We start from the raw sequence: 25168 nt of genomic DNA on the forward strand, positions 1-25168 counted from the left end.
CAATCCCCTCCTAATTTCTATATCGGCCCTTTCGTTTGAAAGATGAATAATCAAAAAATAAATTATATGAACATTGAAATGTATTTACTGAAAAATCAGCCCTCAATATGATGAAAACAACATAAGGAGGGTGATGATCATACGAAAACAATATACGTGCCCAACGGCAGAAAATTTGAGGCTCTTCCATCAGAAACTATTAGGAGACTGACATAAAAGGGCTGATTTCTCTTCAAAAAGATTGTTTTCCTCCTCCGTTTTCTGAAGAATTGTTTGGTCAGAGGAACAGCTTGACACCACATCAAAACCTTTCCGGAGGGCGCTTTATGCGCGCTGGTCAATGGCTGAATTGTCGGTTCTATGACCGCCCTTATCGTACATTTTGAGCCTGAATCTCCTGACCATACATGGGCGGGGCGCGACAGACAGCGGATCAATTAAAAATCATGATCCTCATGGAAATCCTTTATATGTAGTGGATATTTCAGTTTCTCCTCAATATCGGAAGCTTGGAATCGGAAAATGGCTGATGAACACGATGTATGAGCTGACTGTTGACAAACGGCTCGAGCGCCTTCTAGGCGGCGGGCGTATTCCTTTTTATCATAATACGCACACGAGATCAGCGCTGTACGATAACGATACGTTGAAGATGTGATGGATGCAGGAAAAAAAGGCCCTGTGCTGTCCTTTCTCCCTCATTGCGGCCGTTCACCGATTCGTCTAGTCGGCAATTATTTAGAGGATAAAGAATCATTGAATTTCGGTGTTTTAATGGGATGAAAAATCCTTTTATAAAAAAGCGAGCTGTTCATCATCACAGCCCGTTTAAGTGAAATATTCTATTTTCGCATTAGGGAAATAAGTATCAATATAGGATTCAAGCTTTTCCCGAAGATCATGCTCTTCATCTTTCTGATAAATATATTTCCCGATTCCGTAACGGCCCCATTTATAACGCCGTTTTTCTTCATCTAATTCGAGCTTTGTCTTTGGATAATTCTTCTCAATCACTCGTTTGGCCGGCTTTGTAAAACGGTGCTGAATTAATTCAAACGTAATATCATGTCTGACATCCTGCGGCAAAGCAGCATCAAGTTTTTCAAACAAATGTCTGTATCCTTCTTCCCAGCCTTCATGAATATAAATCGGTGCAACAATAAAGCCTAGCGGATATCCTGCTTTTGCAACTTTTACTGCGGCTTCTATCCGTTTATCAAGAGGTGAGGTTCCCGGCTCAAAGTTTTTAATCACATAGTCGGCATTAATACTGAATCTGAATCTCGTTTTCCCGTTATGCTTTGCGTCTAATAGGTGATCGACATGATGAAATTTCGTTACAAATCTCAGCTTTCCAAGCTCACTTTGTCCAAAATGTTCAATGGCGTGCTTCAGCGAGTGTGTCAGATGATCAATTCCTACTATGTCTGACGTACATGAGGCTTCAAACCTTGTGAACTCCGGCGCGCGCTCCTTCATATACTTATCAGCCTGGTCCAATATCTCTTCAACGTTTACATAGGTTCTGATATACGGCTTTGACCCCATGGTTGTTTGCAGGTAGCAGTAATGGCAATGCCCCATACAGCCTGTGGCAAACGGAATGGCGTATTCAGCCGAGGGTTTGGAAGAGTCAAACTTTAATGTTTTTCTCACACCGATGACTAAAGTTGATTTCGCGTTGCGATATTGCTGAAGATGATTTTTCCCTGGAATATTACGCACCTGATTGTGGGATGTCGTTTCTCTGATTTCAATGCCCATGTTCTCAAATTTTTCCTGTAATTCTTGGGCCAGCGGATATTCCAGCGCTCTCGGTTCAATATACACAAGCTGCGGAACAAATGGGTTCTGCATAATGCCACATCCTTTTCCTTTACTACCGTTACTTTTCTCATAAGACGGAAAGGATATGAGTTGTAATGATTTCCTTGTTACTCGTATGGATCGATATCAAATAGTTCTTTGTAAAGTGATTTCGCTTCTTCATAGCTTGCAAACACAGCATCATCCTCTGCAAACGGATGATAAGTTTCAAAAATAAACAGGGAAAGCTCACCTTCATGGTATGGATGGTGCATAATTTCGGCTTCCTTAATATGGGCAACATTGGCGGCGTGCGGATTTCTGTAGATCACGTACACTGTATCTCCTGCGTTAAATTGGTTTGACATACTATCCCTCCTCGCCATATTATTGTGCCCTTCTATACCCTTGCTTATGAAAAAAACCAGACAGGCCGAAGGCCGTCTGGTTTTTATATACATTACTTGAATGTTTCTTTTACGAACGCGACAACTTCTTCTGTCGTGCTCATAGATAAAATTTTCTCTTTGAATGACTCAGCTTCTTGTTTAGACAATTTGCTGATTTGTGTTCTTGCCGGAAGGATAGAAGTTGCGCTCATTGAGAACTCATCTAAGCCTAAGCCGAGAAGGATCGGGATCGCAATTTCGTCTCCAGCCATTTCTCCGCACATGCCAACCCATTTTCCTTCTTTGTGTGCCGCTTCAATTACGAGAGTAATCAAGCGAAGGATTGCAGGGTTGTATGGCTGATACAGATAAGATACACGCTCATTCATACGGTCAGCAGCCATTGTGTATTGAATCAAATCGTTTGTTCCAATACTGAAGAAATCAACTTCTTTAGCAAACTGATCAGCAATGACTGCAGTTGACGGAATTTCAACCATCATACCGACTTCAATATCGTCAGATACAGTCTGTCCCGCTTTGACAAGCTTTTCTTTCTCTTCAAGAAGGATCGCTTTTGCTTCTTTAAATTCGTTAACTGTCGCAATCATAGGGAACATGATTTTCAGGTTTCCGTATGTACTTGCACGAAGCAGCGCGCGAAGCTGTGTTCTGAAGATTTCTTGCTCTTCAAGGCAAAGACGAATCGCTCTGTATCCCAAGAACGGGTTCATTTCTTTAGGAAGATGCAGGTAAGGAAGCTCTTTGTCTCCGCCAATATCAAGTGTCCGCACGACAACTGATTTTCCTTCCATACGCTCAAGAACCGTTTTATATGCATCAAACTGCTCATCTTCTGTAGGCAGCTGATCTCTTCCCATGTAAAGGAATTCTGTACGGTAAAGGCCAACTGCTTCCCCGCCATTTTCAAGAACGCCTTTCACATCATCAGGAGTACCGATGTTCGCTGCAAGCTCTACATGATGTCCGTCTTTTGAGACAGTCGGTTCATTGACAAGCTTCGCCCATTCAGCTTTTTGAGCCAAATAAGCATTATGTTTTTCCTCATACTCTTTTACAGTTTCCGCAGATGGGTCGATAATGACATCGCCATTAATACCGTCAACGATAACAGTTACGCCGTTTTGGATCGTTCCTGTAGCCGCTTTCGTACCAACAACTGCAGGAATCTCAAGAGAACGCGCCATGATGGCAGAGTGAGATGTGCGTCCGCCGATATCAGTTGTGAATCCTTTTACGAACTCACGGTTTAATTGAGCTGTGTCAGACGGTGTTAAGTCTTCAGCTATAATAATAACCTCTTCTGAGATCATGCTCGGGTTTGGAATTTCGACACCAAGCAAGTGGCCGGTTACACGTTTTGTTACGTCGCGGATATCAGCCGCACGCTCTTTCATATATTCGTTGTCCATTGATTCAAACATAGTAACGAACATAGAAGACGTTTCTTTTAAAGCGAATTCAGCGTTCACTGAATCAGTGCTGATTTTTTCTTTCACAGGGTTTAGAAGCTCAGGGTCACTGAGAACTAAAAGGTGAGCAGAAAAAATGTCAGCTTTATCCTGACCAAGTTCTTTCAGAGCGTGTTCTTTGATTTTTTCGAGCTCTTCTTTTGAACGTGCAATCGCTTCATCAAAACGGCTTACTTCCGCTTCAGAATCAGAGATGTTTTTCTTTTCAACCGTTAAATCTGGCTCTTCAAGCCGGTACGCTTTTGCAATCGCGATGCCGGCTGAAGCGCCAATCCCTTTTAATTCTTGCATTACTCGCCGAGTCCTTCGCTTTTCATTGTTTCTTCTAAAGCGTTAAGAGCATCGTTTTCGTCAGCGCCAGTAGCAGAGATTGTGATCTCAGCGCCTTTAGCGATACCTAGAGACATAACACCCATGATAGATTTAAGGTTTACTGTTTTGCCGTTATATTCTAAATTCACGTCAGCGTCGTATTTGCTTGCAGTTTGTACAAGAACTGTCGCAGGACGAGCGTGGATTCCAGAATCTGCAGTTACTTTAAATGTTTTTTGTGCCATTTTTATCATTCTCCTTTTAACTTAAAGCTATATTACTTCACAATATTATATCATACAGCCGTACTTGTCATCTGACAAGCACAGCGTACTAACACCTTATTTTTCAATCTTCACAATTTCTTCTTGTTCTCTGTTGACTGAGCCGCTTGCCTTAATGCTGACTGTTTCTCCTTCAGCAAGGTTCGTAAACACAATCGGTGTCATAAGAGACGGTACATTTGGTTTGACTGCTTCCAGATCAACTTCAAGAAGTTTCTGTCCAGGCTCCACGCGGTCTCCTTCTGATACGAAAGACGTAAATCCTTCGCCCTTCAGGCTGACAGTATCAATACCAAAGTGGATCAAAATTTCTCTTCCGCCGTCGGATTGCAGGCCGATCGCATGTTTCGTCGGGAACACATTTAGAATTTTTCCTCGAACCGGTGATACGACAATACCTTCTGAAGGGAGAACCGCAAAACCGTCACCCATCATTTTTCCTGAGAAAACTTGATCAGGAACATCAGTAATCGGGTGAATTTCTCCGGCAATCGGAGAAACGAAAACTTCCTCGCCGATTTCATTTTGCAGCGGTTCTGCAATGACTTCCTCAACCTGCTGACTTACTTCTTCTTGAGCAGATGTTGTCGGTTCAGGTCTTGGCTTGCGTCCCGCAATGATGTCTTGCATTTGTGTTTTTAAACCGTCAGAACGAGGACCGAAAATAGCCTGAATGTTGTTGCCGACTTCCAGCACGCCGGAAGCGCCAAGCTGTTTCAGACGGTCTTTATCAACCTTTTTCTGATCGTTTACAGTCACACGCAGACGAGTGATACAAGCATCAAGGTGTTTGATGTTTTCCTGGTCACCCATTGCCTGCAGGATCTCATAAGGAAGCTCTCCAGCTTCACCTGTTTTCCCAGTTGATGCAGTTTCAGCCGCAGCATCCTCGCGTCCAGGTGTTTTCAGATTAAATTTGCGGATGGCAAATCGGAACCCGAAGTAGTAAATGACCGCAATCGCTAAGCCGACAGGAATGACAAGCCACCATGCCGTCCGGTTCGGCAAAATACCGAATAGGAAGTAGTCAATTAAACCGCCGGAGAATGTCATACCAATCTTAACATTCAACAGCTGCATGACCATGAATGAAAGTCCCGCGAACACACAGTGAATCGCAAACAAGATAGGGGCAACGAATAGGAATGAGAATTCCAATGGCTCTGTGATCCCTGTTAAGAAGGATGTCAAGGCCGCTGAACCCATAATACCTGCAACAAGTTTTTTGTTTTTCGGTTTTGCTTCATGATATATCGCAAGCGCCGCAGCAGGCAGACCGAACATCATAAATGGATATTTACCTGTCATGAACGTACCTGCTGTTAACTGTACGCCGTCTTTAATCTGCGCCATAAAGATACGCTGATCCCCGCGGATGATTTCTCCTGCAGCACTCTTATAGCTGAAGAATTCATACCAGAACGGCGAATAGAAAATGTGATGCAAACCGAATGGAATAAGTGAGCGTTCGATCACCCCGAAGATAAATGCAGCAAGGGTTGGATTCGCTTCCACTAATCCTGTTGAAAAGGAATTCAATCCATGCTGGATCGGAGGCCAGATCACTAACATAATAAGACCCAGAATCAGTGCAGAAATTGACGTAACAATTGGAACGAAACGTTTACCCGCAAAGAAACCAAGATATTGCGGCAGTTCAATTGTGTAAAATCTGTTGAACAATAATGCCGCTAACACACCGACGATAATACCGCCGAACACGCCTGTCGCCAAGGTAGGTATACCAAGCATGTTTACATATGCAGGATGGTTTTCCGTGAAGAACTTGGCTCTTTCGATTGAATCGGAAGGAATGGTTCCGTTTGCAACAAGAACCGCACTCATGGATACGTTCATCACCAGATAACCGATAATTGCAGCAATCCCTGCAACTCCATCACCGTTGGCAAGCCCGATGGCTACACCTACTGCGAATAGAAGCGGAAGATTATCAAAAACAATTTGTCCAGCGCTTTCCATAACACCTGCTACGAGCTGGACATTGTCATTGCTCAAGAAATGCAGGACTTCAATCATGTCCTTATTTTGCATCGCATTTCCGATCGCAAGTAAGATACCCGCAGCCGGAAGGATCGCAACTGGAAGCATAAGCGCACGCCCGATTTTTTGAAGAACGCCGAATAATGCTTTAAACATAAGAATTGACCTCCTCTTTTTACTAGTCTGACCTTACAGCTAAAAATCATGACAACGAATTCACAGGCGTAAGTCTCCCAGTTTAACCGTTTACATTTGCCCTTTTACACAACAAAAAGGGCATGAGCAAAATCGGGTGCACAAAAGAACGAGAATAGACTTCCCGTTTTTTCCCCTCAATCACTCATGCCTGATCGGATCAGTAACACGTTATAAGGATAAACTGAATTTATGAAATTTTATTGGTTAATCGGTACAGATGAAGCGTCAGATAAACCGCTTCCGCCTCATGAACTGGTTTCTTCAATGTTTGCTGCAAGATTTTAATCAATTTCCAAGCTGTATTGTAGCATAGTGGATATTCATTTTTCAATAACAACATTAATTTTTCTGGTTCTTTAGTCGGTTCTTCTTTTTTAATTCTTTCTATAGTAAATCTGATATGCCGGATCAGCCGCAAATAGTGGACACTTTCCTTGTTTACTTTCATTTGAAATGAGTCTTCAATCACCTCGACAAGCTGCGCCATCAGCTGCGAGTGCTGATTGACTTCGGACAGCGGACGGTTTGTCAGGGCCGAATGGATATGCAGGGCGATAAAACCGATCTCCCCCTCCGGAAGACAGATTCCCGCTTTTTCATTGATCATTTCTATGACTTCTTTGGCTATTTGGTATTCATCAGGATATAGTGACTGAGTCTCCATTAAAAATGGATTTTTCATATCAAAGCCCTGCTGCTGTCTTTTGATCGCAAATGCGATATGATCTGTAAGCGCAATGTGAATATGTTCATTTAATGAGTGGTTAGTCCTGTTGCTGATGTGATAGATGACATCGTTTGAAATATCAACGAGCTTTTCATCAACATAGTCAAGGAGCTTTTTAAACTGTTTTTGTTCCTTCTCGTCCTTTAAAATGAACATTTTTTCGTAGCCTTTATCTTCAATGACATCATCTTGTTTTTTTCCGAAACCAATACCTTTTCCGATTAAAACGACTTCGCTGTATTTATGATGAGAAGCAATTAATACGTTATTATTCAGTACCTTTTTCACTGTAAAGGACCCATTCACGATCCTCAGCTCCTTTGTCATTCAATACCTCATATCGTACATAACGAACGGAATGCACGTCAAACCTTTTTTCGATGCTTTCACTAAACAGTCGATCTTTCGATGAGGCGGTAATCGAGAACTTTCCTCTCAATCGGCTGTCCCTGAATTCTTTTTTCCAGCATGGCAAACGCCTGCTTTCCCATTTCTTTTGTTTGAATATCGATCGTTGTGACACCAAGCGATTGACTGATTTCGTGGTTATCAACGCTTAAGATGGCAAGTTCATCCGGTACCGATAGCCGCTGGGCCTTCGCTTCAAGTAAAAGCCCTGCTGACACTTGATCATTGGCAACGAAAATAGCCGTCGGTTTTTCCTTCCACTTTTTCCACTTATGAAAAAGCGCCTTTCCATCATTGATTGTAATCGCTTTCTCAATCACCCAGTCTTCATGAAAGGCCTCTCCGATCTCTTCCAATGCTTCTTTATAGGCTTTGATTCGAAAATGGCTGTTCATGCCCTTTTTTCTTGCCAAACAGATTGCTATTTTTTTATGCCCTTTGGTAATTAAATAGTCCAAGCCGCACCTGAATGCTTGGTGGTGAGGAATGCTGATGGTTGGAAAACGGCCGATATCTGAATTCTGGCAAAGCAATATCGGGCCCTCCCATTCGATGAGCTCCTCATCAGCAAGCGATTTCGAACAAAAAATCAACCCGTCAACCTGCCGTTGCTTTAACTGGGACAGCGCAAAAATTTCTTTCTCCACATCATAGTTTGTTTGGAATAAAGAGAGGTGAATTCCGGATTCCGCGGCTGCGTCGGCTATCCCTGCAATCAGCTCTGCAAAATAAGGGAGATTAATCGTCGGCAAGACAACGCCAATCATGTTTGAAAATCCTTTCGATAAATGCACAGCGTGAATATTTCTCGCGTACGCCAATGCTTCCATTGCCTCAAGCACCCTATTTCTTTTGTCTTCACTGACGTAAGGATGATTGTTTATGACTCGGGAAACCGTTGTAACAGAGACACCGGCTTTTTCTGCAATGTCTTTAATATTAGCCATAGATTCCCTTCTTTCTAAATCCCCTTGATCTGGAATGCGTTTCATACAATATGATATGAACATACCAGACATATTTTATGTTTTCAGCTGAAAGGAGAAGATTACATGGGTTTCTTCATTTTAATCGGGTTATGTCTGACTGTTCTTGGCGGCAGCTGCCTTGCTGTAAAACCTCTCGACCAAAAACATGAAATTAAACCATTTCGAACATTTGATGATTTTTTTATTTAATGCAGACAAAAAAGGACGATGTCGAGAACAAAGTCCTTTTTTATTTCCTGTTACGGCAGTATGATTAATTCCTTTGGATATTGGGTCAGAGCAACCGCTCCGTCCTTTGTTACATGAACGTCATCCTCAATGCGCACGCCGCCGATCTCAGGCACATAAATCCCCGGTTCGATCGTGTAGACCATGCCTTCCTGCAGCAATGTATCGTTGGCGTGGCTCATTGATGGGTACTCATGGACAGAAATCCCAAGTCCGTGCCCCAGCCGGTGAGGAAAATAATCTCCGTATCCCGCTTTTTCAATAATTCCTCGGGCAGTTAAATCAAGATCGCCGATTCTGACACCGGGTTTACTTGCCTCCATCGCGGCTTTTTCCGCTTGAAGCACCGTCTCATAAATCTCCTCTTGCTTCGGATTGATGGTCTTGTATGCAAAAGTTCTTGTAATATCAGAGCAGTAGCCGTCAAGAATAACACCGAGATCAAATAAAACAAAATCACCTTTCTTCAATGTGGCTGAACCCGGGTTTCCGTGGGGCTGGCCTGATTTTGTTCCGAATAAAACCATTGTGGAGAATGACATGCCCTGGATTCCTTTTTTCTTCAGCTCATACTCGATTTGAGCGAGCACTTCCACTTCACTAATGCCTTCACGCAAAGCGGCTGCGCCAACTTCAACACCGTAATCAGCAAGCTTCGCCGCCTCTTTCAGCAAACGTATTTCCTTGTCGTCTTTAATCAGGCGAAATTGGTTAAGTGTTTCTTCAGCTGATACAAACTGAGCCCCGCCGGCAGAATGCTTCAGCTGATCTGCGCGTGATAGTGAAATCGAATCCTTTTCTACTGCTAGTGTATGTATGCTGATATTTCGCTTTTTCAAGGCTTTCTTTATCAGCTCCCACGGATTTTCGTGATCCGCATAGCCAATGATTTCATGATTCCAGCCTGCGTTGCGGGCCTGGTCTGCTTCCATACCGGGACACACAAAGAAAGGCTCCTCTTCTTGAAAAATAAATAAACCCATCAATCTTTCATGCGGTTCTGTGTAAAAACCGGTTAAGTAAAAAACATTTTCTTTCGTATGAATAAATGCGGCAGTATGCCTCTGTTCCTTCAGCCATGAAGAGACGCGTTGTATTCTATTCACTTCTTGTCCTCCTTGCCATTTCAATGCATCGTTCTGTCTTCCATTGTAACAGGTTTTACAGGTGTTTGCCTTTCGCGGGGCCTTCATTTTCCGATCCATTTTATTTCCTTCCCCTCATCCTGTATACTGACAGTAGAGTTCAATCGCAGGGAGTTGTTCCGTTTTGCTGATGAATTTTTTCAGACGAAAAGCAATCATGCTCTTAACGGTTTTGGGGATTTCGGCTCCTTTTATCGGTATGAAGATGGCCGGCTTTTATTATTACAGCTCGATCATAGGCTGTGCAGCGGGTTTCCTTTGCTGCATCCTTGCGCTTATCATGGTTACGAAAAGATCTGATAAAGACAAAAAAGAAGGTAAAATTTAATCCGTAAAAAACAGCAGCCCGATTGGACTGCTGTTTTTATTTTAAAAGCCTTAACCCGTTCAATATCACCAAGATTGTACTTCCCTCATGACCAATCACGCCAAATGGCAATTCCATCACCTGTAAAAAGTTTGCACAAATCAGCAGGCAGATCACAGCTAGAGAGAACACGATATTTTGTTTGACAATCCTGTTCATTTTCCGTGACAAGCGGCACATGTTTACAAGCTTTTTCAAATCATTTTGCATGAGGACCATATCAGCGGTCTCAAGAGCGACATCTGTCCCGCCGCCCATTGCAATGCCGATATCCGCCGCTTTAAGGGCCGGCGCATCATTGATTCCGTCACCGACCATTGCAATCGTTCCGAATTCTTCTTTTAATCGTTTGATCTCATTCACTTTTTGGTCAGGCAGGCACTCTGCCGCAACAGTTGTCATTCCGGCTTCCTTCGCTATTGCTTGAGCCGTGTCCTCATGATCTCCTGTCAGCATGGCCGTTTTAATCCCTAGTCGGTTCAATTCTTCCATGACCTCTTTTGCTTCAGTCCTGATTTGATCTTTCAGTGCGATACAGCCCGCTATTTGATCATCCTTTTTCACAAATACAACCGTTTGGCCGCTTTGAATGACTTCTGATGCTGTTTGATTTATAAATTGTGCTGCCTTTTCCTCGCCGATAAAACCCGCTTTACCGATCCTCCATTTCGCGCCCGACACTTCTGCCATAACACCAAACCCTGATGTTTCTTCTATAGATATGTAGCCGGTCTGATTCACGCCGCGGCTTTCAGCGTACGCTGTTATGGCTTGAGCGAGCGGATGGCTTGATTGTGTTTCGATGGCATAGACGGCCTCTAGAACCTCCGTTTCGCTGAATCCTTCTGCGATTCTAAGAGTTTCAACGGCAGGCTGGCCTTTTGTTACAGTGCCCGTTTTGTCAAAGGCGATCATTTGCACAGAGCCCAGCTGCTCAAGAAAGACGCTTCCTTTTACAAGCATACCGTTGCGGGCGCCATTTGAAATCAAGGAAAGCGCCGCCGGCATAATAGAGGCGACAAGCGCACAAGGTGAGGCGACAACCATAAACACCATTGCGCGGTAGAAGGTTTCACTCCAGCTCCACCCCAGCGCAAAGTGCGGCACGAATAACAAGAGCCCCACCGCAATCAGCACACCTTTTACATAGGCATTTTCAAATCGTTCGATGAAAGCCTGCGCGGGTGAAACACTGCTTTGCGCAGATTCAACCAGTTTGATGATTTTTCTGAATAACGAATCTTCATTTGCTTTTGTGACACGGACGGTCAAGGAGCCGTTGCGATTCACAGTCCCCGTAAATACAGCGTCACCGGTGTTTTTTTCCACAGGCATTGACTCACCTGTTAATGCTGACTCATCAAGGCTTGTTGAGCCCGATTCAATGACACCGTCTGCCGCTACCCGTTCTCCAGGTTTGATCACAATCATATCACCGGCCTGCAAGTCGGAAACCGCAACTCTTTTGGTTTCGCCATTGACCATCAGTGTCGCTTCTTCTGGCTCAAGCTGCATCAAAGAAGTTAAATCTCTGCTGCTTTTGTTCATCGTGTATGTTTCTAAAGCTCCGCTTAAGGAAAAAATAAATATTAAAATAGCACCCTCTGCCCAGTATCCGATCAAGGCGGAACCAATGGCAGCGAAAATCATTAAAAGTTCTACATTCAGTGTTTTGGATTCGAACGTTTCTTCGATTCCTTCCTTTGCTTTAGCAAACCCGCCGATCACAAAAGCCAGCAAGTAAAGCGTTACTGATAATACTTGATGTCCGGATAAAAGCCATCCGGCCAAAATAAGAGCGCCTGACACGAGCGCTGCAATAAGCTCGGCATGCTGCGCCCAGTTTTTTTCTCTCTGTTCTGTTTTTAATGGCTCGTGCGGATCGTGTTGAGCGATAACTTGTTCATTCATATTAAATTCCCCTCTCTAATTGAGAACGCAAATCATCTTCATTTCCCTTATAAAAACAAAATTGCCGCCCATAAGGCAGCTTTATCGTCAATTATTTCTTGATGTCTTCCTTTATTATAGCACGCACGAAGAGAATTTCAATTATAATTATTTTAATTTCTTTTTGATAATAATTATCATTAACGTTTATCCATCGTCATGATATGAAAAAAGCTGAGAGTCTATGCTCTCAGCTATTCTTCCGTCCATTCTTTCAGTTGTTCTGCCGTCATCGGGCCTACTTTTGTTTTTTCAATTTCGCCCTTTTCATTCAGCAAAAACGAAGTTGGGATCGTTATGATATGATATTCCTTCATCAATTCTCCTTTTGAATCAAGAACAATCGGAAATGTCAGCTTGTTTGCTTTAATAAAGTCTTCAACGGTTTGCTGATTTTGTTCCGCGTTCACTAAATTCACCGTTACCAGCTTTACACTGTCTGTTTGATGGGCATCATAATATGATTGAAACTGGGGAAGCTCCTTTTTGCAGGGCGGACACCACGATGTCCAAAAATGCAGGATCGTTTTTTGTCCTTTATTCGGGATCGAGATATCCTCCCCTTCTATTGTTTTCATAAGAAAAACAGCGGGAACTGCAGGCTGTTTATCCTCAGCTGCTGCCACATAGGGAAAAAACGCAATCATCCCCAATAACATAAGGCATACAGTAAGCAAACGCTTCGTCAACATGGAATCTTCCTTTCATGCTTTTCAATTAGCTTGCCCCCGCTTTTTCTTTATCATCCTTCAATTCGCGGCGTTCTGTTTCCTCCTGTAAGGAAAACAGATACTCGCAGCGCTTTGCAGATCGTGGCATAGTGCAGGCTCGTCAGCAAAATCATGCCGGTGTTCATCCCTAGGATAATACCGAGCATTTGCAGATTCTCCATTGATCCCAGCACATACATCATACTTAGCGCAACGATATGACTCCATACATTGTGATAAAAAGCTTCTTTCACAAACCCCATCCCGATTAAGCACGCCTGCAGCGGCATGACAAACAGATGAAAGAGAAAGTATGGCCACAACAGCTGCAAGTAATACTGCGCTTCAGGAGAGTGAAAAAATAAATGTGTCAGGGGTCCTGCAAACTGAAACATGATCCAGACAGCCGGTATACCATAGCCAAGAGTAATGAAAATCGACTGCTTCAGCCTTTTTAATACGATGTCATACTGTGAAAGCGCATAAGCTTCGGAAATATTCGGTATCATGACAACCATTAACGAATGGGCAATAAAAGCGGGGAACGAACCTATGGTTACAGCCACACCGGCGAGCATTCCGTATTGATCAATCGCCGCTGTCCCGGCAACGCCCGCTGCCAAAAGCGCCCCTTTTACTAAAAAGGGTTCAATCGCATTGACAACGGCATGAAAAATACGCAGTCCTGTTGTAGGAATTGAAACGGCAAGCAGTCTTTTCCTTACATCCTTTCCGCGCAAATGAATGTGCTGCTGGCCGGATACCGCCCGCCTCGCCATGATAAATTGTGAATATAAATAAACAAGCACGACCACGTCACTCACGACTAGGACAAACAAGGAAACCAGCACGGCCATGTCCAACTCGAATGAGTACCATTGAAAAAAGAGGAATAAGCACAAGAGCTGAATGATTTTTTTCAGCGCATTGGCAATTGCGATCTTTCCCATTTTTTGCACACCCATAAAGTAGCCTCTGGCGATTGAAGTAAAAGCGACAATAGGAATTAAGCCAACGACAATCCCTTTAATAAACGGGTGGTATGTATCAAATACGGGAATAAACGGAAGCGCAATACTGGCGGCGGCAGTAGAAAACGCTGTAAAAACGGCTGTCATTCTGAAAGCGTGCCTCAGCATGCTTTCATGTAGCTTAGGGTTTGATTCGGCAATGAATTTAGAAATCGAAATCGGCAGTTCCAAGCTTGCGATGACGATAATTAAAAAAATCGTAGGCAATATACTCATGTAAAGCCCCATCCCATGCTCGCCAAGCTCCCGCGCCAAAATCATATTCACGACAAATTCAAGGCATTCAGCGAAAAAGGCGGCAATGGATAAAAGAATGATCCCTTTCACAAATCGATTCATGATGTCTCTCCTTGTCTCTTGTACTACCAACATCATATGAGACAAGTTCAAAAATTATTTTATTTTTACTCTTTATATAAAAAAAAGCATAGAAGAGACAAATTGTCTATTCTATGCTTAGATGGCAAAAACGTGCCTGCCGATTCTTTCTACAATTTTTCTTGAGCGAATCCAATCATCTGACGCTGTTTTCGGATTATAAAAGAATACGGCATCTGTTTCTCTATTTTCTGAGGACAGCGCTTCTTCGGCAGCAGCAATTGAATCTTTATCAGGCTTTTGATTAATACTTCCGTTTGAAACCGGTTCAAAGGCGTTTGTCTGATAAATCACGCCTCTTATGGTATCAGGAAAACCTTTTTTCTCTGTTCTGTTCAGCACAACGCTTGCTACAGCGACCTTGCCTTTATATGATTCTCCTTTTGCCTCTGCGTGAACGAGACGGGACAGCAAATCTTTTTCAGAATGAGTATATGCTTCTTTATTTTCATTTGTTTTGGCTGGCTTGTCTTTCTCTTTCTTTTCAGTGTTTGCTGATAGCTTGATCGGTTTTATTTTTTTCTCGCCCTTATCAGCAGACAGTGAAGGGAAAGATCCGTCTGTGTCTCGTTCTATATGTGTAAGCCATTTCGCTTCTTCATGTTTTGTCTTCTTTGTGCTCATTAGTGAAGCTTGTGTATGTTCAATTTTTGCTGCAGGCATAAAACAAAGAAGAAAAACAGCCAGAGCAGTGAATTTCGTCGTCATACAATTTCCTCCTTACAGTGCTCAAAAAACACTTCATAACCTTAACAAGAGATCCATTCAGTTTCACGGAAAAAGATTTTCCAACTCTCCCAAGGAGGCATCAGGATGGAATATACCGAATGACATGCTATTTAATGGAAGGAAAACAGCCTGAAATTCTATAAAACTTGTAAATTCGAAACATTTTTATCCATTTTTGGCGTTTTACATTTTGTTTACGCCTGTTACAGTTGCTTGTAAAAAAGATCTGTATTCTGTCATAAATGAGAAAAAGGCTTCTCACAAATGAGAAACCTTCAGCTTCTTGGCTGTTTTAAGTATTGAAATATCACATCTCCGCCTTGCTGGGCAATTCCTCGGAAATGTTTAAAATCATCTTGTTTAGATAACACGGCCCTGAAATCCAGGAAATGCTCTTTCTGGACTCTCAGTTCGTTTATTGCGCCGGTGCGCAGCTGTTCAATCATTTGTATTATCTCTTCGGGACGCAACGAAAATTCCCCCTTTTCTTTCTTTTGACGAAAATCAATATATCATCTTTATCGCCTCTGGACAATTCATTAGGGAGATAAAACTCCTTATCGCTTTACTTCTTAATGAAAATACTGCAAAATACTTTCAAAAGGCATTATTATGTTAAAAGGAGAGGAAGCTTGTGAAAATCGCTAAGGTTGGAAACGTCATTGAATTTAAAAATGGATTAACCGGTGTTGTTGAAAAAGTAAATGAGAATTCTGTAATCGTTGATGTGACGATCATGGATAACTACCGGGATCTTGAGTTAGATTCATTGACAGTTGTTAATCATAAGAATTATAAGATCATCAGAGACTCCTATAAAACCTCCTAAACTCCCACATTCATTCGCAAAAACTGCAAGACCAACAATTAGACACCTTACATATGAAATTTGCTTTCTCAAAAGCTGCCGGCCGGCAGCTTTTTTGCATAAAAAACACCAATTATGAATCGGCGTTTTGGTCTGTTTCCGTTATTTCTATATGGAACTCACTAACGGATCCTGATTCATACAGGTTGGTCATTGACGTTGAGTAATTTGTGATCTCACCCCGGAAGGCAAGATTCTCGTCAGGAACCTCGACGTTGAACGTTTTATCATATAACAGGACAGCGATATCGTGGTAAGTCTCACTCGTAACATTTAGGGTAAAAGCGATTTTGCGCTTCGGCTCGCTTTCCACTTTATATGCATCCATTTCTAGCGTTACATCGTTTAATTGCAATGTCTTCACTTCGTATCACTCCTTTAAAGTCCATGCATCTTAGCATACCTTAGCGAACGTTTACAATGAATCTGTTCTGACAACAGTTATGTTACCCATTTCTTTAGAAAAGACATCTTTACAAACGTATGTTCGATAAATTATAATAAAACAGACGAGCTGCCATCCAGCTTCCCGTCTTTTCATGAGAAAGCGGCGAGTGGAATTCCCCCAGATTCACTCGTCTTTTTTACATAAGTCCCAGTAATGAATACGGTTTCAGGACACGGTTTTGAGGATAAAACGAAAAGATATGTGCTCGGCAGCGCAGATACGGATACAAGATAGCGGACGTTCACCTTTTTCCTCTCGGATCATGTTGTTGATATATAAAAGGAGAAGATACTCATTTGTCTGACAAAAACCCGCCTTTAATCGAGCCAAGCTCTTTTGCTCGCCTTGATTGACAATCAGTCAGTCCCCTCATATTCAGCACCGTAATAGCCTTCGATGCTAACATCTCCGCAGCCAGATCCTTTCGTAATGTCCAAGTAATGGTTTCTCAACTTGGTTCCCGGAATATAATCGGCGGCGCTATAATCAAAATGGTTGCCAGTAAACTCTTTCTCACTTATCGTAATAAAATCTCCGCCTAATGTCATCCTCTGCAGTTTCATGGTAAGCGTGCACCCTTCTGCATTCAATATTGTAAATCTGTAATAGAGCCATCCTGGATCATAAGGGTTATTATGGTTTGCTATAAAAAAACCAGTTTGATCTTTTGTCATAATAAAACTGACTTTTGTTTCATCTTTAGCAGCCAATGCAATCGTAGTTTGGACATTCAAACTTAGCGCAAGACATAACAACATACAAACCAATAATTTTTTCATCAGCAGCCCCCTTTTCCATATTATAATCCGATTTCAATATTAAGAAATAAAAATTCAAAAAAGACGAATTGGGGTACTTTGAGCACCAAAAAAATAGACGTGCTATTACACACGTCTATGACATAACATTTGGATTCATCATCGATTATCAACCGTCTCCGGATACAAGTCATGGTTCATCATACGGTATTCCGCCATTTTCTCGTACTTCGTGCCCGGCTTTCCGTAGTTCGTGTACGGGTCAATGGAAATTCCGCCTCTTGGTTCACATCTATAGTGAAGGGGGTTATTTCAATTATTTAGCCTTAATACTCCTCAAAAAAGCACTTCTGTTCTCTATGGCATTTGTCAACATAGTCGCATTTTCATTAAGCCTTTGTACTAACGCTTCTTTCGCTTTCCCTTCAAATGAAGAGAGTAAAGCAACATAAACCTCGGCAATAACCTGTTCCGCTGAAGAAAAATCTGATGAGTTTTTTGTGTCTTCTTTTAGATTTTGACAATGGGTTTTTAGACTTGCACCTACCAGTTTTTTTAATTCTTCATTTTGTTGTAACCGTCTGTAAAACTCATCTGCATCCATATTAACTCCATATGGCAATTTAAATCCCCCTTACAATCGTAACCAGCTTGCTAGTTCATTATCCTTATCTTTTAAATCCTCAGCCATTTTAACAATGAACTCACTGATATCCTCTAAATCTCTTATCAAGTAGTGAAGAGAAGCCTCAGTTTGATAATGCTCTTCTGAGTCATAAAATGCTGCCCCATCTTTCACATAAGGTGCGTGAAACAATACAGCTTTATCAACATCACTTGGATCTAGATCCTTGAATTCTCCTAATCTCTTCCCGCAAATCGATTTTACGTCATAAACCATTTTGCTGTGATCATGAGGGAATTGTTCAATTTCTTGTTTCTTTGTTTTTAAGTCTTCGATAGTTGCCTGTAAACGTTTAGCCAGTTCTTTTGCATACTTAGCATCCACTTTAATGGTTTGTCCATTCATACCTGAATAAGATGAGAACGAGTCGATATTCTGGTTATACACTCCGTTCCTGCCATCAACACTTTGGATATTACCATTCTTATCAAACTTAAAGTTCGAATCATTTAAACTATGAGTATCAGGATTTTTTGCAAATGCTTGGCCATAGAAGGAGGTAATAAGACTCCCTAAAACACCAGGAATTCCTAGAGACGTATTAAGCCGGTTAGCACGATCTTGACGTGCGATGCTTGGATCTTTCGTGTATATAGTAGTTCCGTTATGTCGGTCGTATTCTAAAAACCAGCCCGAACCCACCATGTCATCAGGATTAATGATTGCTTTATGATACAAATCAAATTCGCCATTTCTGATTTTCTTCTGTGTTTCTTCATCATGCAGCTTAACGATGGAAGGGTTGTTAAAAGCCACACTGTAAACGTCGTTGTTTACACCAGCGTATTCCGCATCTGCTCCTCCAAGTGAGTGACCTGTTGTCGAAATCACTGTGTTAGTACCAGCATACTTTTTCACTTCATTGGCAACGAGCTTATCACCCTGATCAAATTGAGATGTCTTAGTGACAATTTTGTATTCTCCGCTCTTAATCATCATTGCTTGTTCCATACTGCCGTTATACTTGGCAATAGCTTTAGAGTTTTCAGATGCATCTTTTTTCATTATGTATTGGACTTTCTTTTTCGGATCTTTGCCCATTACTACGTTTCCGCCATCTGCACTTATAACATCAGCTTTAATTTGTTCCTGATTTGTTCCTTGAAAACCTACGACAACATTTTCTGGTTCTTTTGGTTTTACCCATTTGCCCTCTTTTTTCTTGGCTTGGACAAATACGTAAACATCTAGCCCTGTGTCTGGGTCTTTTTTGATTTTATCTATAAAATATTGTTTTCCTGAATTAATCTTAACGGGTATTTTTTTCGAGAAATGTTTTTTCAAATACTCATCTCGATAAGTTAGTTGACTAATACTATAATAATCTTGGTCAGATATATTAGGAACCTTAGCCTTCTTGCTCATGTACATTGACACACTCCTCATGTAAAATAAGCACTGAAAGGATGGTTTTATGAAAAAATACATTATTATCCTGTTGTCAGCAATCATCATTATAACACTTGGGGGAATATACATGAAACACCAATATGATGAAAAGCAAGAAAAAGTTAAGACTGCAGAACTAGAACTATTTGATAAAGCTAAAAAACGAATGACTGATTACATAAATGCTAACTATGAAGGTATAGATAAAATTGAGTTCTCGGACAAATATGAAATAGATCCAATGGGCGGTATTAATGCAGAGGGGTATTTGAACGGAAACAAAGAAAAAGAGTTTTGGGGGATTTATGACAAGTCAAATGACACTATAACTTCATCGTATGTTGACGCTAAAGAAAAGCCAGAATGCGAAGAAAAACCATGTGAATATTAAAAAACACCCATTCACATCATGGGACTGACCCCCGTTTTTGAGACAGGGATCAAAACACCTTTCAAACAGCCAATTGCCGATAGTTTATCGGTGATCGGCTGTTTAGTTTCGTTTGAATTCTAATATTGTTATAATAATAAATGTATTCTTTGACAGTGCGTTCTACGATGGCGGTCGTGGTTTGATCAATGCTGTTAAGATAGAACGTTTCAGACTTTAGTGAGGAATGAAACGATTCGATGGAGGCATTATCAGCGGGCGTTCCTTTGCGGGACATGCTCATGGTAATGCCTTTTGTTTTCACTGCTGTCTGATATTCATAAGATGTATATACTGAACCTTGGTCACTATGTAGCACGCAGTTCTCAGGCAGTGTTAGCAGCTGATCAAGTGTGTCTAAGACAAAGTCTGTGTCCTGCTTATCTCCAATCGTAAAAGCAACCACTTCTCCATTGTATACATCCAATATACTGGAAAGGTACAATTGTTTCTGTCCATAAGGCAAATATGTGATGTCCGTTACTAGTTTTTCAAGAGGGCGATCAGACTGAAAGTTCCGATCCAATATATTATGGGCTACGGCATATGGCTGCCCGTTTTTCTTGCGTTTCTTCATCTTAACCCTGCACTGCCACTGATTTTTCTGCATGATACGCTGAACCGTTTTATGGTTAATGCACATTTCCTTTTTTAATAGGGCAGTGATTTTTCGACATCCATATATCGATACTTGTGCTTTCGGCATACTACGCCAATTTGTTTCTCTAAATGCCGTTTGGGGTGATCTTTCGTCAGATTCTTCTTCCAACGATAATAAGACGCTCGTGAGATACCTAAATGAACACAGATATCCTGCACGGTCATTGTGCTGTATAATCCTTCTACAAATTCGACTGACGTTTGACTATCAACTTCCTTTCCAATTCGTTGTACTTTTTTAACACTTCATTCTGTTGTCTCAGGTATCGATTCTCTGCCTGCAGTTTCTCTAATTCGGAAGCATACTCCGGACCTTTTCCGTAAGTGTATTGCTTTCCAACAGGCTGTTCGAAGCGATATGTATCCCCAGCCTTATGCCATCTAACCCATGTCTGAACCTGTGTCTTATTCTTAATATTCAATTTCTGCATGATCTCTTTCATAGGCACGCCTGCCAATCTCATGTCTACAGCCTTCTGTTTGACTTCAACCGGATAACTCACTCTTGTCCCCATAGAAAAAACACCTCCAAGTCTAATGTCGGATAAACAACGATCCGTTTTCAAACTTGAAGGTGTTTTTTATTTGTCTCATTTTATGGGGTCAGTCCCTCATAGTGAGGAGTTTATTTGTTTGGACGATATTTCTGATTAGCTTCAAGTTCCTTTTTCAAGGCCTCTACATCTTGCCTTAAAAATAAGCTTGTCCTCCCGATCTTCTTAACCGGTTTTATTCTTTCCGTATTAATCAATGCGCTCAAAGAAAAAACATTTGATAAACCTAAAATATATAAAACAATTAAAACTCTAAATTAAGAATGATGTCCTTTGCAGGGCATTTTTTAGTAGATAAAAAAAGAAAAGACGTACTAAAGCGTACGCCTTAAACTGCTTCTGTTCTATCAATTTTCAGCTGCATAAAAGTCACAGTTCAGGTTGCACCTCAGGTCACAGTCGGGTCACATTCCCGCCTAAAATTGATGCTAAATGTCAGTATTTTATGGTGACATCGCTTCGTCTCACACAACGGATTCCTTATCGATTATCAACCGTCTCCGGATACAAATCATGATTCATCATACGATACTCGGCCATTTTCTCGTACTTCGTGCCCGGCTTTCCGTAGTTCGTGTACGGGTCAATGGAAATTCCGCCTCTTGGCGTGAATTTGCCCCACACTTCGATGTAGCGCGGGTCCATTAATTCAATCAAGTCGTTCATGATGATGTTCATGCAGTCTTCGTGGAAGTCACCATGGTTTCTGAAGCTGAATAGGTACAGCTTTAATGATTTGCTTTCAACCATTTTTTCATCAGGAATGTAGCTGATGTAGATTGTTGCAAAGTCAGGCTGTCCTGTTTTCGGGCATAAAGATGTAAATTCTGGGCAGTTGAATTTCACAAAGTAATCACGGTTTACATGTTTATTCGGGAATGATTCCAGCACGTCCGGCGCATATTCAAACAAATAATTTGTTCCTTGGTTGCCAAGCAGTGTGACACCTTCTAATTCTGATTCTTTTCTTGTCGTCATATTTATCTTCCTTTCTATTATACGCCGCGTTTGTTGCCCCATAACAGGGTGTGCAGCTGCGGAAGCACTCTGACGAGATTCAGCTCCGCATCGGCAGCTACCTTATCAACAAGCGCTTCATATTTTCCAAGCAAATGTGCAATCAATGTCTGATCATCTGTCGTATGAACGTCATCATTACCGACTTGTAAATAAAACGGGATTCCCGGGTAACGCTTGTGCACGGTTTTGGCAAACGCCATATCTTCATCATTAAAAATGACAACCTTTAAGCTGACAGCATGCTGTCTGTTATTCTCTTTAAGTGATGTCAAAATGTGATCAAGCTTTTGAAAGTTCGTTACCATTTTTGAGCTTGGCGGTTTTGGAGAAATTGTCAGATCATCGATCAGCGTAAACCACTCCTGATAAACAGTCCCCTGGGTTTCAAGCGCTGCACGAATGTTATTTCCCTTCAGCAGTTCGATAAAAGCACCCAGCTGTTTTAACAGGGCCGGGTTTCCGCCCGAGATCGTCACGTGGGAAAACGCGTCTCCCCCAATGTCTTTAAGCTCTGCAAAAATCTCCTCAGCCGTCATCCATCGAATATCTTTTTTAGCAGACCCGTCCCAAGTGAAGGCAGAGTCACACCAGCTGCAGGAATAATCACAGCCGGCTGTGCGAACGAACATCGTTTTTTGTCCGATCACCATGCCCTCTCCTTGAATCGTCGGGCCGAAAATTTCTAATATAGGAATTCCTTTAGCCATTCAAACCACCCTTTTTCGGACGGTAGACACAGTAACTTGTCGGTGTTTCCCGGACAAACACCTGTACACAGCTTGGCTTATTCTCCAATGTGTCTAAATAAGCCTGTACGTTGTCATAAATCGTTTTCGCCACAACTTCAGTTGTTGGCACCGAATACCGATCGTCCTGAGAAAATTCTTCATGATCATTTAAAAGCGTATGATCATAGTTTCCGTGCACCAGTTTTTTGAGCACGCTGAAATTGACAAGGAAGCCGGAGTCGTCAAGTTCGTCGCCGGCAACGGTTATATTGACGGTATACGTATGCCCGTGAACCCTGCTGCACGCTCCAGCACTTTCCCGAGGGATAAAATGAGCAGCTGAGATGTGCATGTCCTTATTCAATTCAAATGAATAAGGATGCTGGGCCTGGGGATAAATTTGAGATAACAATTTATGCACGCTCTCCTTTCATCGCCATATATTCTTCATAGCCTTTTAAACGAAGGTGGCATGCCGGACATTCGCCGCAGCCGTCTGCGATGATGCCGTTATAGCATGTCAGCGTGTTGTTTTTCACAAAATCAAGGGCGCCAAGCTCATCTGCAAGCTTCCATGTTTCCGCCTTATTGAGCCACATGAGAGGCGTATGAATCACAAACGGCTTCTCCATTGCCAGGTTTACCGTTACATTGCAAGATTTCACGAATTCATCACGGCAGTCAGGATAACCGCTGAAGTCTGTCTCGCAGACTCCTGTAATAATGTGGCGCGCGCCAATTTGATATGCCAGAATAGATGCAAAAGATAAAAATACCAAATTCCGTCCCGGAACAAATGTGGATGGCAGTTCACCGTCTTTTGCCTCTATCTCAATATCATTTCTTGTCAGGGCATTCGGTGCAAGCTGATTTAAAAGTGACATATCGAGCAAATGGTTTTTCACACCAAGCTTTTCCGCAATCGATTTTGCCACTTCGACTTCCTGCGAATGACGCTGATTATAATGAAAAGTCACCGTTTCGACTTCTTTGAATTCCTTTAAAGCCCACAGTAAGCAAGTGGTACTGTCTTGACCGCCGCTGAATACGACAATTGCTTTTTCTTTTTTCATGATTCCTCTCCTTTTCCGCAATAAAACCATCGGCGAGAGACATCGCTACAGCTGATTCACACAAAAAAACACCTTTTCGGAAGGTGCTCTAGAAAAACATAAAAAAGGCCGTATCCAAGGATACAGCTCGTCCTTAGTTTTTTATAGAGGGTGTAGCTAGAACCTCTCCCGCATATCGCACGGATTTTCTTCAATTTTTCACTTCTGCTATCTTACCATAATGTTGTTTTTCTTGACAATAAAAAAGTAAGCCCTGACTTCCCGATCAATCATTGTTCTGCAATAACGGCTCACTTCATTACTTGTATTTACAAACTGCGCCGCCGGGGAACCTTTTTGCAAATCAGGGCGCCTATGAACGCCAGACTCACATAGCCAAACAATGGATAAATCGTTGAAATGAGCTTACCGTATCCTATTTGGCTCGTAATATAAGCCGTGGTCATAATGGCCGCAAAGATATATTTGCTTTTCATTGGAAGAAAGCTCTGCACTTGTTTTTCCAATCCATATAGATTGCCGATAACCGATGTGAACACTTCACCGAAAATAATGAGCAAATAAATCAAATGGACAGACCGCGCAAAGAGATAAACCACTTGTGCCATCGGTATATCGTACAAAAATACATCCGGGAGCATCGACAAAGACAGAAAACTCGCAGACAGCACAATCGTCAGCATCGCACCTCCGACTAAAGCGCCCTTTTTTATCACTTTTTCCGATGACATTTCATTCGCCAGCGGAACCAAGACCGCTTGGGCAAGCGATAAATTTAAAGCGCCGTAAGAAAACGCTGATAACAGCCAGTCCCAGCGGTGCGGCCATCCCCACTGCGCTGCGTTCCGCGACTCGCTGAAAATAAAAGAGTCGGCCACCACAATCATAGAAAAGATGATTAAAAGAGGAACAACAAACACATTGACACCGAAAATGCCTTTTACTCCTCCAGTCATCACAATTAAGCTCAAACCGATTGTAATCAGCATCCCAATCTGAGGGGACAGCCCCAGCTGTTCCTCAAAAAGCGCCCCTGCTCCGGAAAGCATAACAGATGTGACGCCGAGGAGAACAAACAGCATAAACACATTAATAAACCGCCCAGCCTTCGCCCCAAACAAGAATATGTTCATTTCTTGATAGGACTTGGCATTGATTCGTTTTGAAATGATCATCAGCTTGGCCCCCAGAAACGTAAACATTCCGCCGCTGACGATAATACCGAATAAACCGAACCAGCCGAACTTCAGAAAAAACTCAACAATTTCCCTGCCAGTCGCAAACCCAGCTCCGACTACTGTGCCGACATACACAAAGGCAAGCTGACTTGCTGACCCTTTTGATTGTTCCATTTCTCCCCTCCGAACGAACCGCAGTTTTGTCCACATGTGCCTTTTATAACCTATGAGA

The 25168-nt window shown here is 42.1% G+C and carries 26 protein-coding genes, 3 pseudogenes and 1 riboswitch; of the genes and pseudogenes, 5 read left to right on the forward strand and 24 right to left on the reverse strand.

Features of this window, described 5'->3' with window-relative positions:
• The first annotated feature begins 150 nt into the window (after nt 1-150).
• Nucleotides 151-832, forward strand: a pseudogene (locus V6D41_RS07220) (GNAT family N-acetyltransferase).
• Here V6D41_RS07220 and splB read toward each other — a convergent pair.
• The 7 genes from splB to V6D41_RS07255 all read right to left on the reverse strand — a co-directional run bounded on the left by splB (nt 829) and on the right by V6D41_RS07255 (nt 8565).
• Complete coding sequence (gene splB / locus V6D41_RS07225) at nt 829-1857, reverse strand: spore photoproduct lyase (protein ID WP_202328609.1); 1029 nt, start codon at nt 1855-1857, stop codon at nt 829-831. The pseudogene V6D41_RS07220 and the gene splB sit on opposite strands and share 4 nt — an antisense overlap.
• Before the next feature lie 77 nt (nt 1858-1934).
• A complete protein-coding gene (gene splA, locus V6D41_RS07230) occupies nt 1935-2174 on the reverse strand; it encodes a splAB operon transcriptional regulator SplA (RefSeq protein WP_087991011.1) in 240 nt (79 codons plus the stop codon).
• A gap of 92 nt (nt 2175-2266) precedes the next feature.
• A complete protein-coding gene (gene ptsP, locus V6D41_RS07235; protein ID WP_087991010.1) occupies nt 2267-3979 on the reverse strand; it encodes a phosphoenolpyruvate--protein phosphotransferase in 1713 nt (570 codons plus the stop codon).
• On the reverse strand, nt 3979-4245 hold the full coding sequence (locus tag V6D41_RS07240; protein ID WP_003218637.1) for a phosphocarrier protein HPr: 267 nt from the start codon (nt 4243-4245) through the stop codon (nt 3979-3981). The genes ptsP and V6D41_RS07240 overlap by 1 nt, the downstream gene beginning before the upstream one ends.
• 96 nt (nt 4246-4341) lie before the next feature.
• Nucleotides 4342-6441 carry a PTS glucose transporter subunit IIABC gene (gene ptsG / locus V6D41_RS07245; RefSeq protein WP_333517730.1) on the reverse strand — a complete coding sequence of 700 codons (2100 nt, stop codon included), beginning with the start codon at nt 6439-6441 and terminating at the stop codon, nt 4342-4344.
• 229 nt (nt 6442-6670) lie between these two features.
• Nucleotides 6671-7537 (reverse strand): glucose PTS transporter transcription antiterminator GlcT, encoded by an 867-nt coding sequence (gene glcT / locus V6D41_RS07250; protein WP_087991008.1) that lies wholly within the window; start codon nt 7535-7537, stop codon nt 6671-6673.
• A gap of 62 nt (nt 7538-7599) precedes the next feature.
• The gene (locus V6D41_RS07255) at nt 7600-8565 is read right to left on the reverse strand and encodes a LacI family DNA-binding transcriptional regulator (RefSeq protein ID WP_333517731.1); all 966 of its coding nucleotides are present in this window, start codon (nt 8563-8565) and stop codon (nt 7600-7602) included.
• Nucleotides 8566-8670: 105 nt separating this feature from the next.
• Between V6D41_RS07255 and V6D41_RS07260 the strand changes: the two genes are divergently transcribed.
• The gene (locus V6D41_RS07260; protein WP_277986990.1) at nt 8671-8796 is read left to right on the forward strand and encodes a hypothetical protein; all 126 of its coding nucleotides are present in this window, start codon (nt 8671-8673) and stop codon (nt 8794-8796) included.
• Between the two features lie 50 nt (nt 8797-8846).
• Here the strand turns inward: V6D41_RS07260 and papB are convergent, their stop codons facing one another.
• Nucleotides 8847-9941 carry a di/tri-peptidase gene (gene papB, locus V6D41_RS07265; RefSeq protein ID WP_333517732.1) on the reverse strand — a complete coding sequence of 365 codons (1095 nt, stop codon included), beginning with the start codon at nt 9939-9941 and terminating at the stop codon, nt 8847-8849.
• A 163-nt stretch (nt 9942-10104) separates the two neighbouring features.
• On the opposite strand from papB, the gene V6D41_RS07270 reads away from it, so the two are divergent.
• Entirely contained in the window at nt 10105-10308 is a 204-nt protein-coding gene (locus V6D41_RS07270) for a hypothetical protein (RefSeq protein ID WP_333517733.1), read from the forward strand.
• Nucleotides 10309-10344: 36 nt separating this feature from the next.
• Here the strand turns inward: V6D41_RS07270 and pfeT are convergent, their stop codons facing one another.
• From pfeT to V6D41_RS07295, 5 genes are all read right to left on the reverse strand, one after another.
• On the reverse strand, nt 10345-12258 hold the full coding sequence (pfeT, locus tag V6D41_RS07275; RefSeq protein ID WP_333517734.1) for a metal-transporting ATPase PfeT: 1914 nt from the start codon (nt 12256-12258) through the stop codon (nt 10345-10347).
• 233 nt (nt 12259-12491) lie between these two features.
• Nucleotides 12492-12989 (reverse strand): endospore biogenesis thiol-disulfide oxidoreductase StoA, encoded by a 498-nt coding sequence (gene stoA / locus V6D41_RS07280; protein ID WP_333517735.1) that lies wholly within the window; start codon nt 12987-12989, stop codon nt 12492-12494.
• Between the two features lie 50 nt (nt 12990-13039).
• The gene (ykvU, locus tag V6D41_RS07285; RefSeq protein ID WP_333517736.1) at nt 13040-14377 is read right to left on the reverse strand and encodes a sporulation protein YkvU; all 1338 of its coding nucleotides are present in this window, start codon (nt 14375-14377) and stop codon (nt 13040-13042) included.
• A gap of 117 nt (nt 14378-14494) precedes the next feature.
• Nucleotides 14495-15124, reverse strand: coding sequence for a cell wall hydrolase (locus V6D41_RS07290; RefSeq protein ID WP_333517737.1), 630 nt, complete (start codon nt 15122-15124; stop codon nt 14495-14497).
• Nucleotides 15125-15420: 296 nt separating this feature from the next.
• Nucleotides 15421-15615 carry a hypothetical protein gene (locus tag V6D41_RS07295; protein ID WP_333517738.1) on the reverse strand — a complete coding sequence of 65 codons (195 nt, stop codon included), beginning with the start codon at nt 15613-15615 and terminating at the stop codon, nt 15421-15423.
• 164 nt (nt 15616-15779) lie between these two features.
• Between V6D41_RS07295 and V6D41_RS07300 the strand changes: the two genes are divergently transcribed.
• Entirely contained in the window at nt 15780-15974 is a 195-nt protein-coding gene (locus V6D41_RS07300) for a YkvS family protein (RefSeq protein WP_010328531.1), read from the forward strand.
• A 112-nt stretch (nt 15975-16086) separates the two neighbouring features.
• Here V6D41_RS07300 and V6D41_RS07305 read toward each other — a convergent pair whose 3' ends face one another.
• The 5 genes and pseudogenes from V6D41_RS07305 to V6D41_RS07325 all read right to left on the reverse strand — a co-directional run bounded on the left by V6D41_RS07305 (nt 16087) and on the right by V6D41_RS07325 (nt 19275).
• Nucleotides 16087-16377 (reverse strand): DUF3219 family protein, encoded by a 291-nt coding sequence (locus V6D41_RS07305; RefSeq protein ID WP_333517739.1) that lies wholly within the window; start codon nt 16375-16377, stop codon nt 16087-16089.
• Nucleotides 16378-16817: 440 nt separating this feature from the next.
• Nucleotides 16818-17240: a hypothetical protein gene (locus V6D41_RS07310; RefSeq protein ID WP_333517740.1), complete on the reverse strand. Its 423-nt coding sequence runs from the start codon at nt 17238-17240 to the stop codon at nt 16818-16820.
• Between the two features lie 138 nt (nt 17241-17378).
• Nucleotides 17379-17504, reverse strand: a pseudogene (locus tag V6D41_RS07315) (preQ(1) synthase); the annotation flags it as partial.
• A gap of 31 nt (nt 17505-17535) precedes the next feature.
• A complete protein-coding gene (locus tag V6D41_RS07320) occupies nt 17536-17841 on the reverse strand; it encodes a hypothetical protein (RefSeq protein WP_333517741.1) in 306 nt (101 codons plus the stop codon).
• A gap of 12 nt (nt 17842-17853) precedes the next feature.
• Nucleotides 17854-19275 (reverse strand): lipase, encoded by a 1422-nt coding sequence (locus tag V6D41_RS07325; RefSeq protein ID WP_442893050.1) that lies wholly within the window; start codon nt 19273-19275, stop codon nt 17854-17856.
• A 43-nt stretch (nt 19276-19318) separates the two neighbouring features.
• On the opposite strand from V6D41_RS07325, the gene V6D41_RS07330 reads away from it, so the two are divergent.
• Nucleotides 19319-19684: a DUF1433 domain-containing protein gene (locus V6D41_RS07330; RefSeq protein WP_253269048.1), complete on the forward strand. Its 366-nt coding sequence runs from the start codon at nt 19319-19321 to the stop codon at nt 19682-19684.
• A gap of 61 nt (nt 19685-19745) precedes the next feature.
• On the opposite strand, the pseudogene V6D41_RS07335 reads toward V6D41_RS07330, so the two are convergent.
• The 6 genes and pseudogenes from V6D41_RS07335 to V6D41_RS07360 form a co-directional block, all read right to left on the reverse strand.
• A pseudogene (locus V6D41_RS07335) lies at nt 19746-20898 on the reverse strand (IS3 family transposase).
• 519 nt (nt 20899-21417) lie between these two features.
• Nucleotides 21418-21915 carry a preQ(1) synthase gene (gene queF / locus V6D41_RS07340; protein WP_024716285.1) on the reverse strand — a complete coding sequence of 166 codons (498 nt, stop codon included), beginning with the start codon at nt 21913-21915 and terminating at the stop codon, nt 21418-21420.
• Nucleotides 21916-21932: 17 nt separating this feature from the next.
• Nucleotides 21933-22664, reverse strand: coding sequence for a 7-carboxy-7-deazaguanine synthase QueE (queE, locus tag V6D41_RS07345; RefSeq protein ID WP_333517742.1), 732 nt, complete (start codon nt 22662-22664; stop codon nt 21933-21935).
• Nucleotides 22657-23106 carry a 6-carboxytetrahydropterin synthase QueD gene (gene queD / locus V6D41_RS07350; protein WP_087990992.1) on the reverse strand — a complete coding sequence of 150 codons (450 nt, stop codon included), beginning with the start codon at nt 23104-23106 and terminating at the stop codon, nt 22657-22659. The genes queE and queD overlap by 8 nt, the downstream gene beginning before the upstream one ends.
• Entirely contained in the window at nt 23099-23758 is a 660-nt protein-coding gene (gene queC, locus V6D41_RS07355; RefSeq protein ID WP_087990991.1) for a 7-cyano-7-deazaguanine synthase QueC, read from the reverse strand. The genes queD and queC overlap by 8 nt, the downstream gene beginning before the upstream one ends.
• Nucleotides 23759-23885: 127 nt before the next feature.
• A riboswitch (PreQ1 riboswitch) is annotated at nt 23886-23930 on the reverse strand.
• Nucleotides 23931-24066: 136 nt separating this feature from the next.
• A complete protein-coding gene (locus tag V6D41_RS07360; RefSeq protein WP_087990990.1) occupies nt 24067-25110 on the reverse strand; it encodes a YkvI family membrane protein in 1044 nt (347 codons plus the stop codon).
• Nucleotides 25111-25168 lie beyond the last annotated feature (58 nt).

Source organism: Bacillus sp. 0102A (genome assembly GCF_036765155.1).
Classification (GTDB): Bacteria; Bacillota; Bacilli; order Bacillales; family Bacillaceae; genus Bacillus; species Bacillus subtilis_G.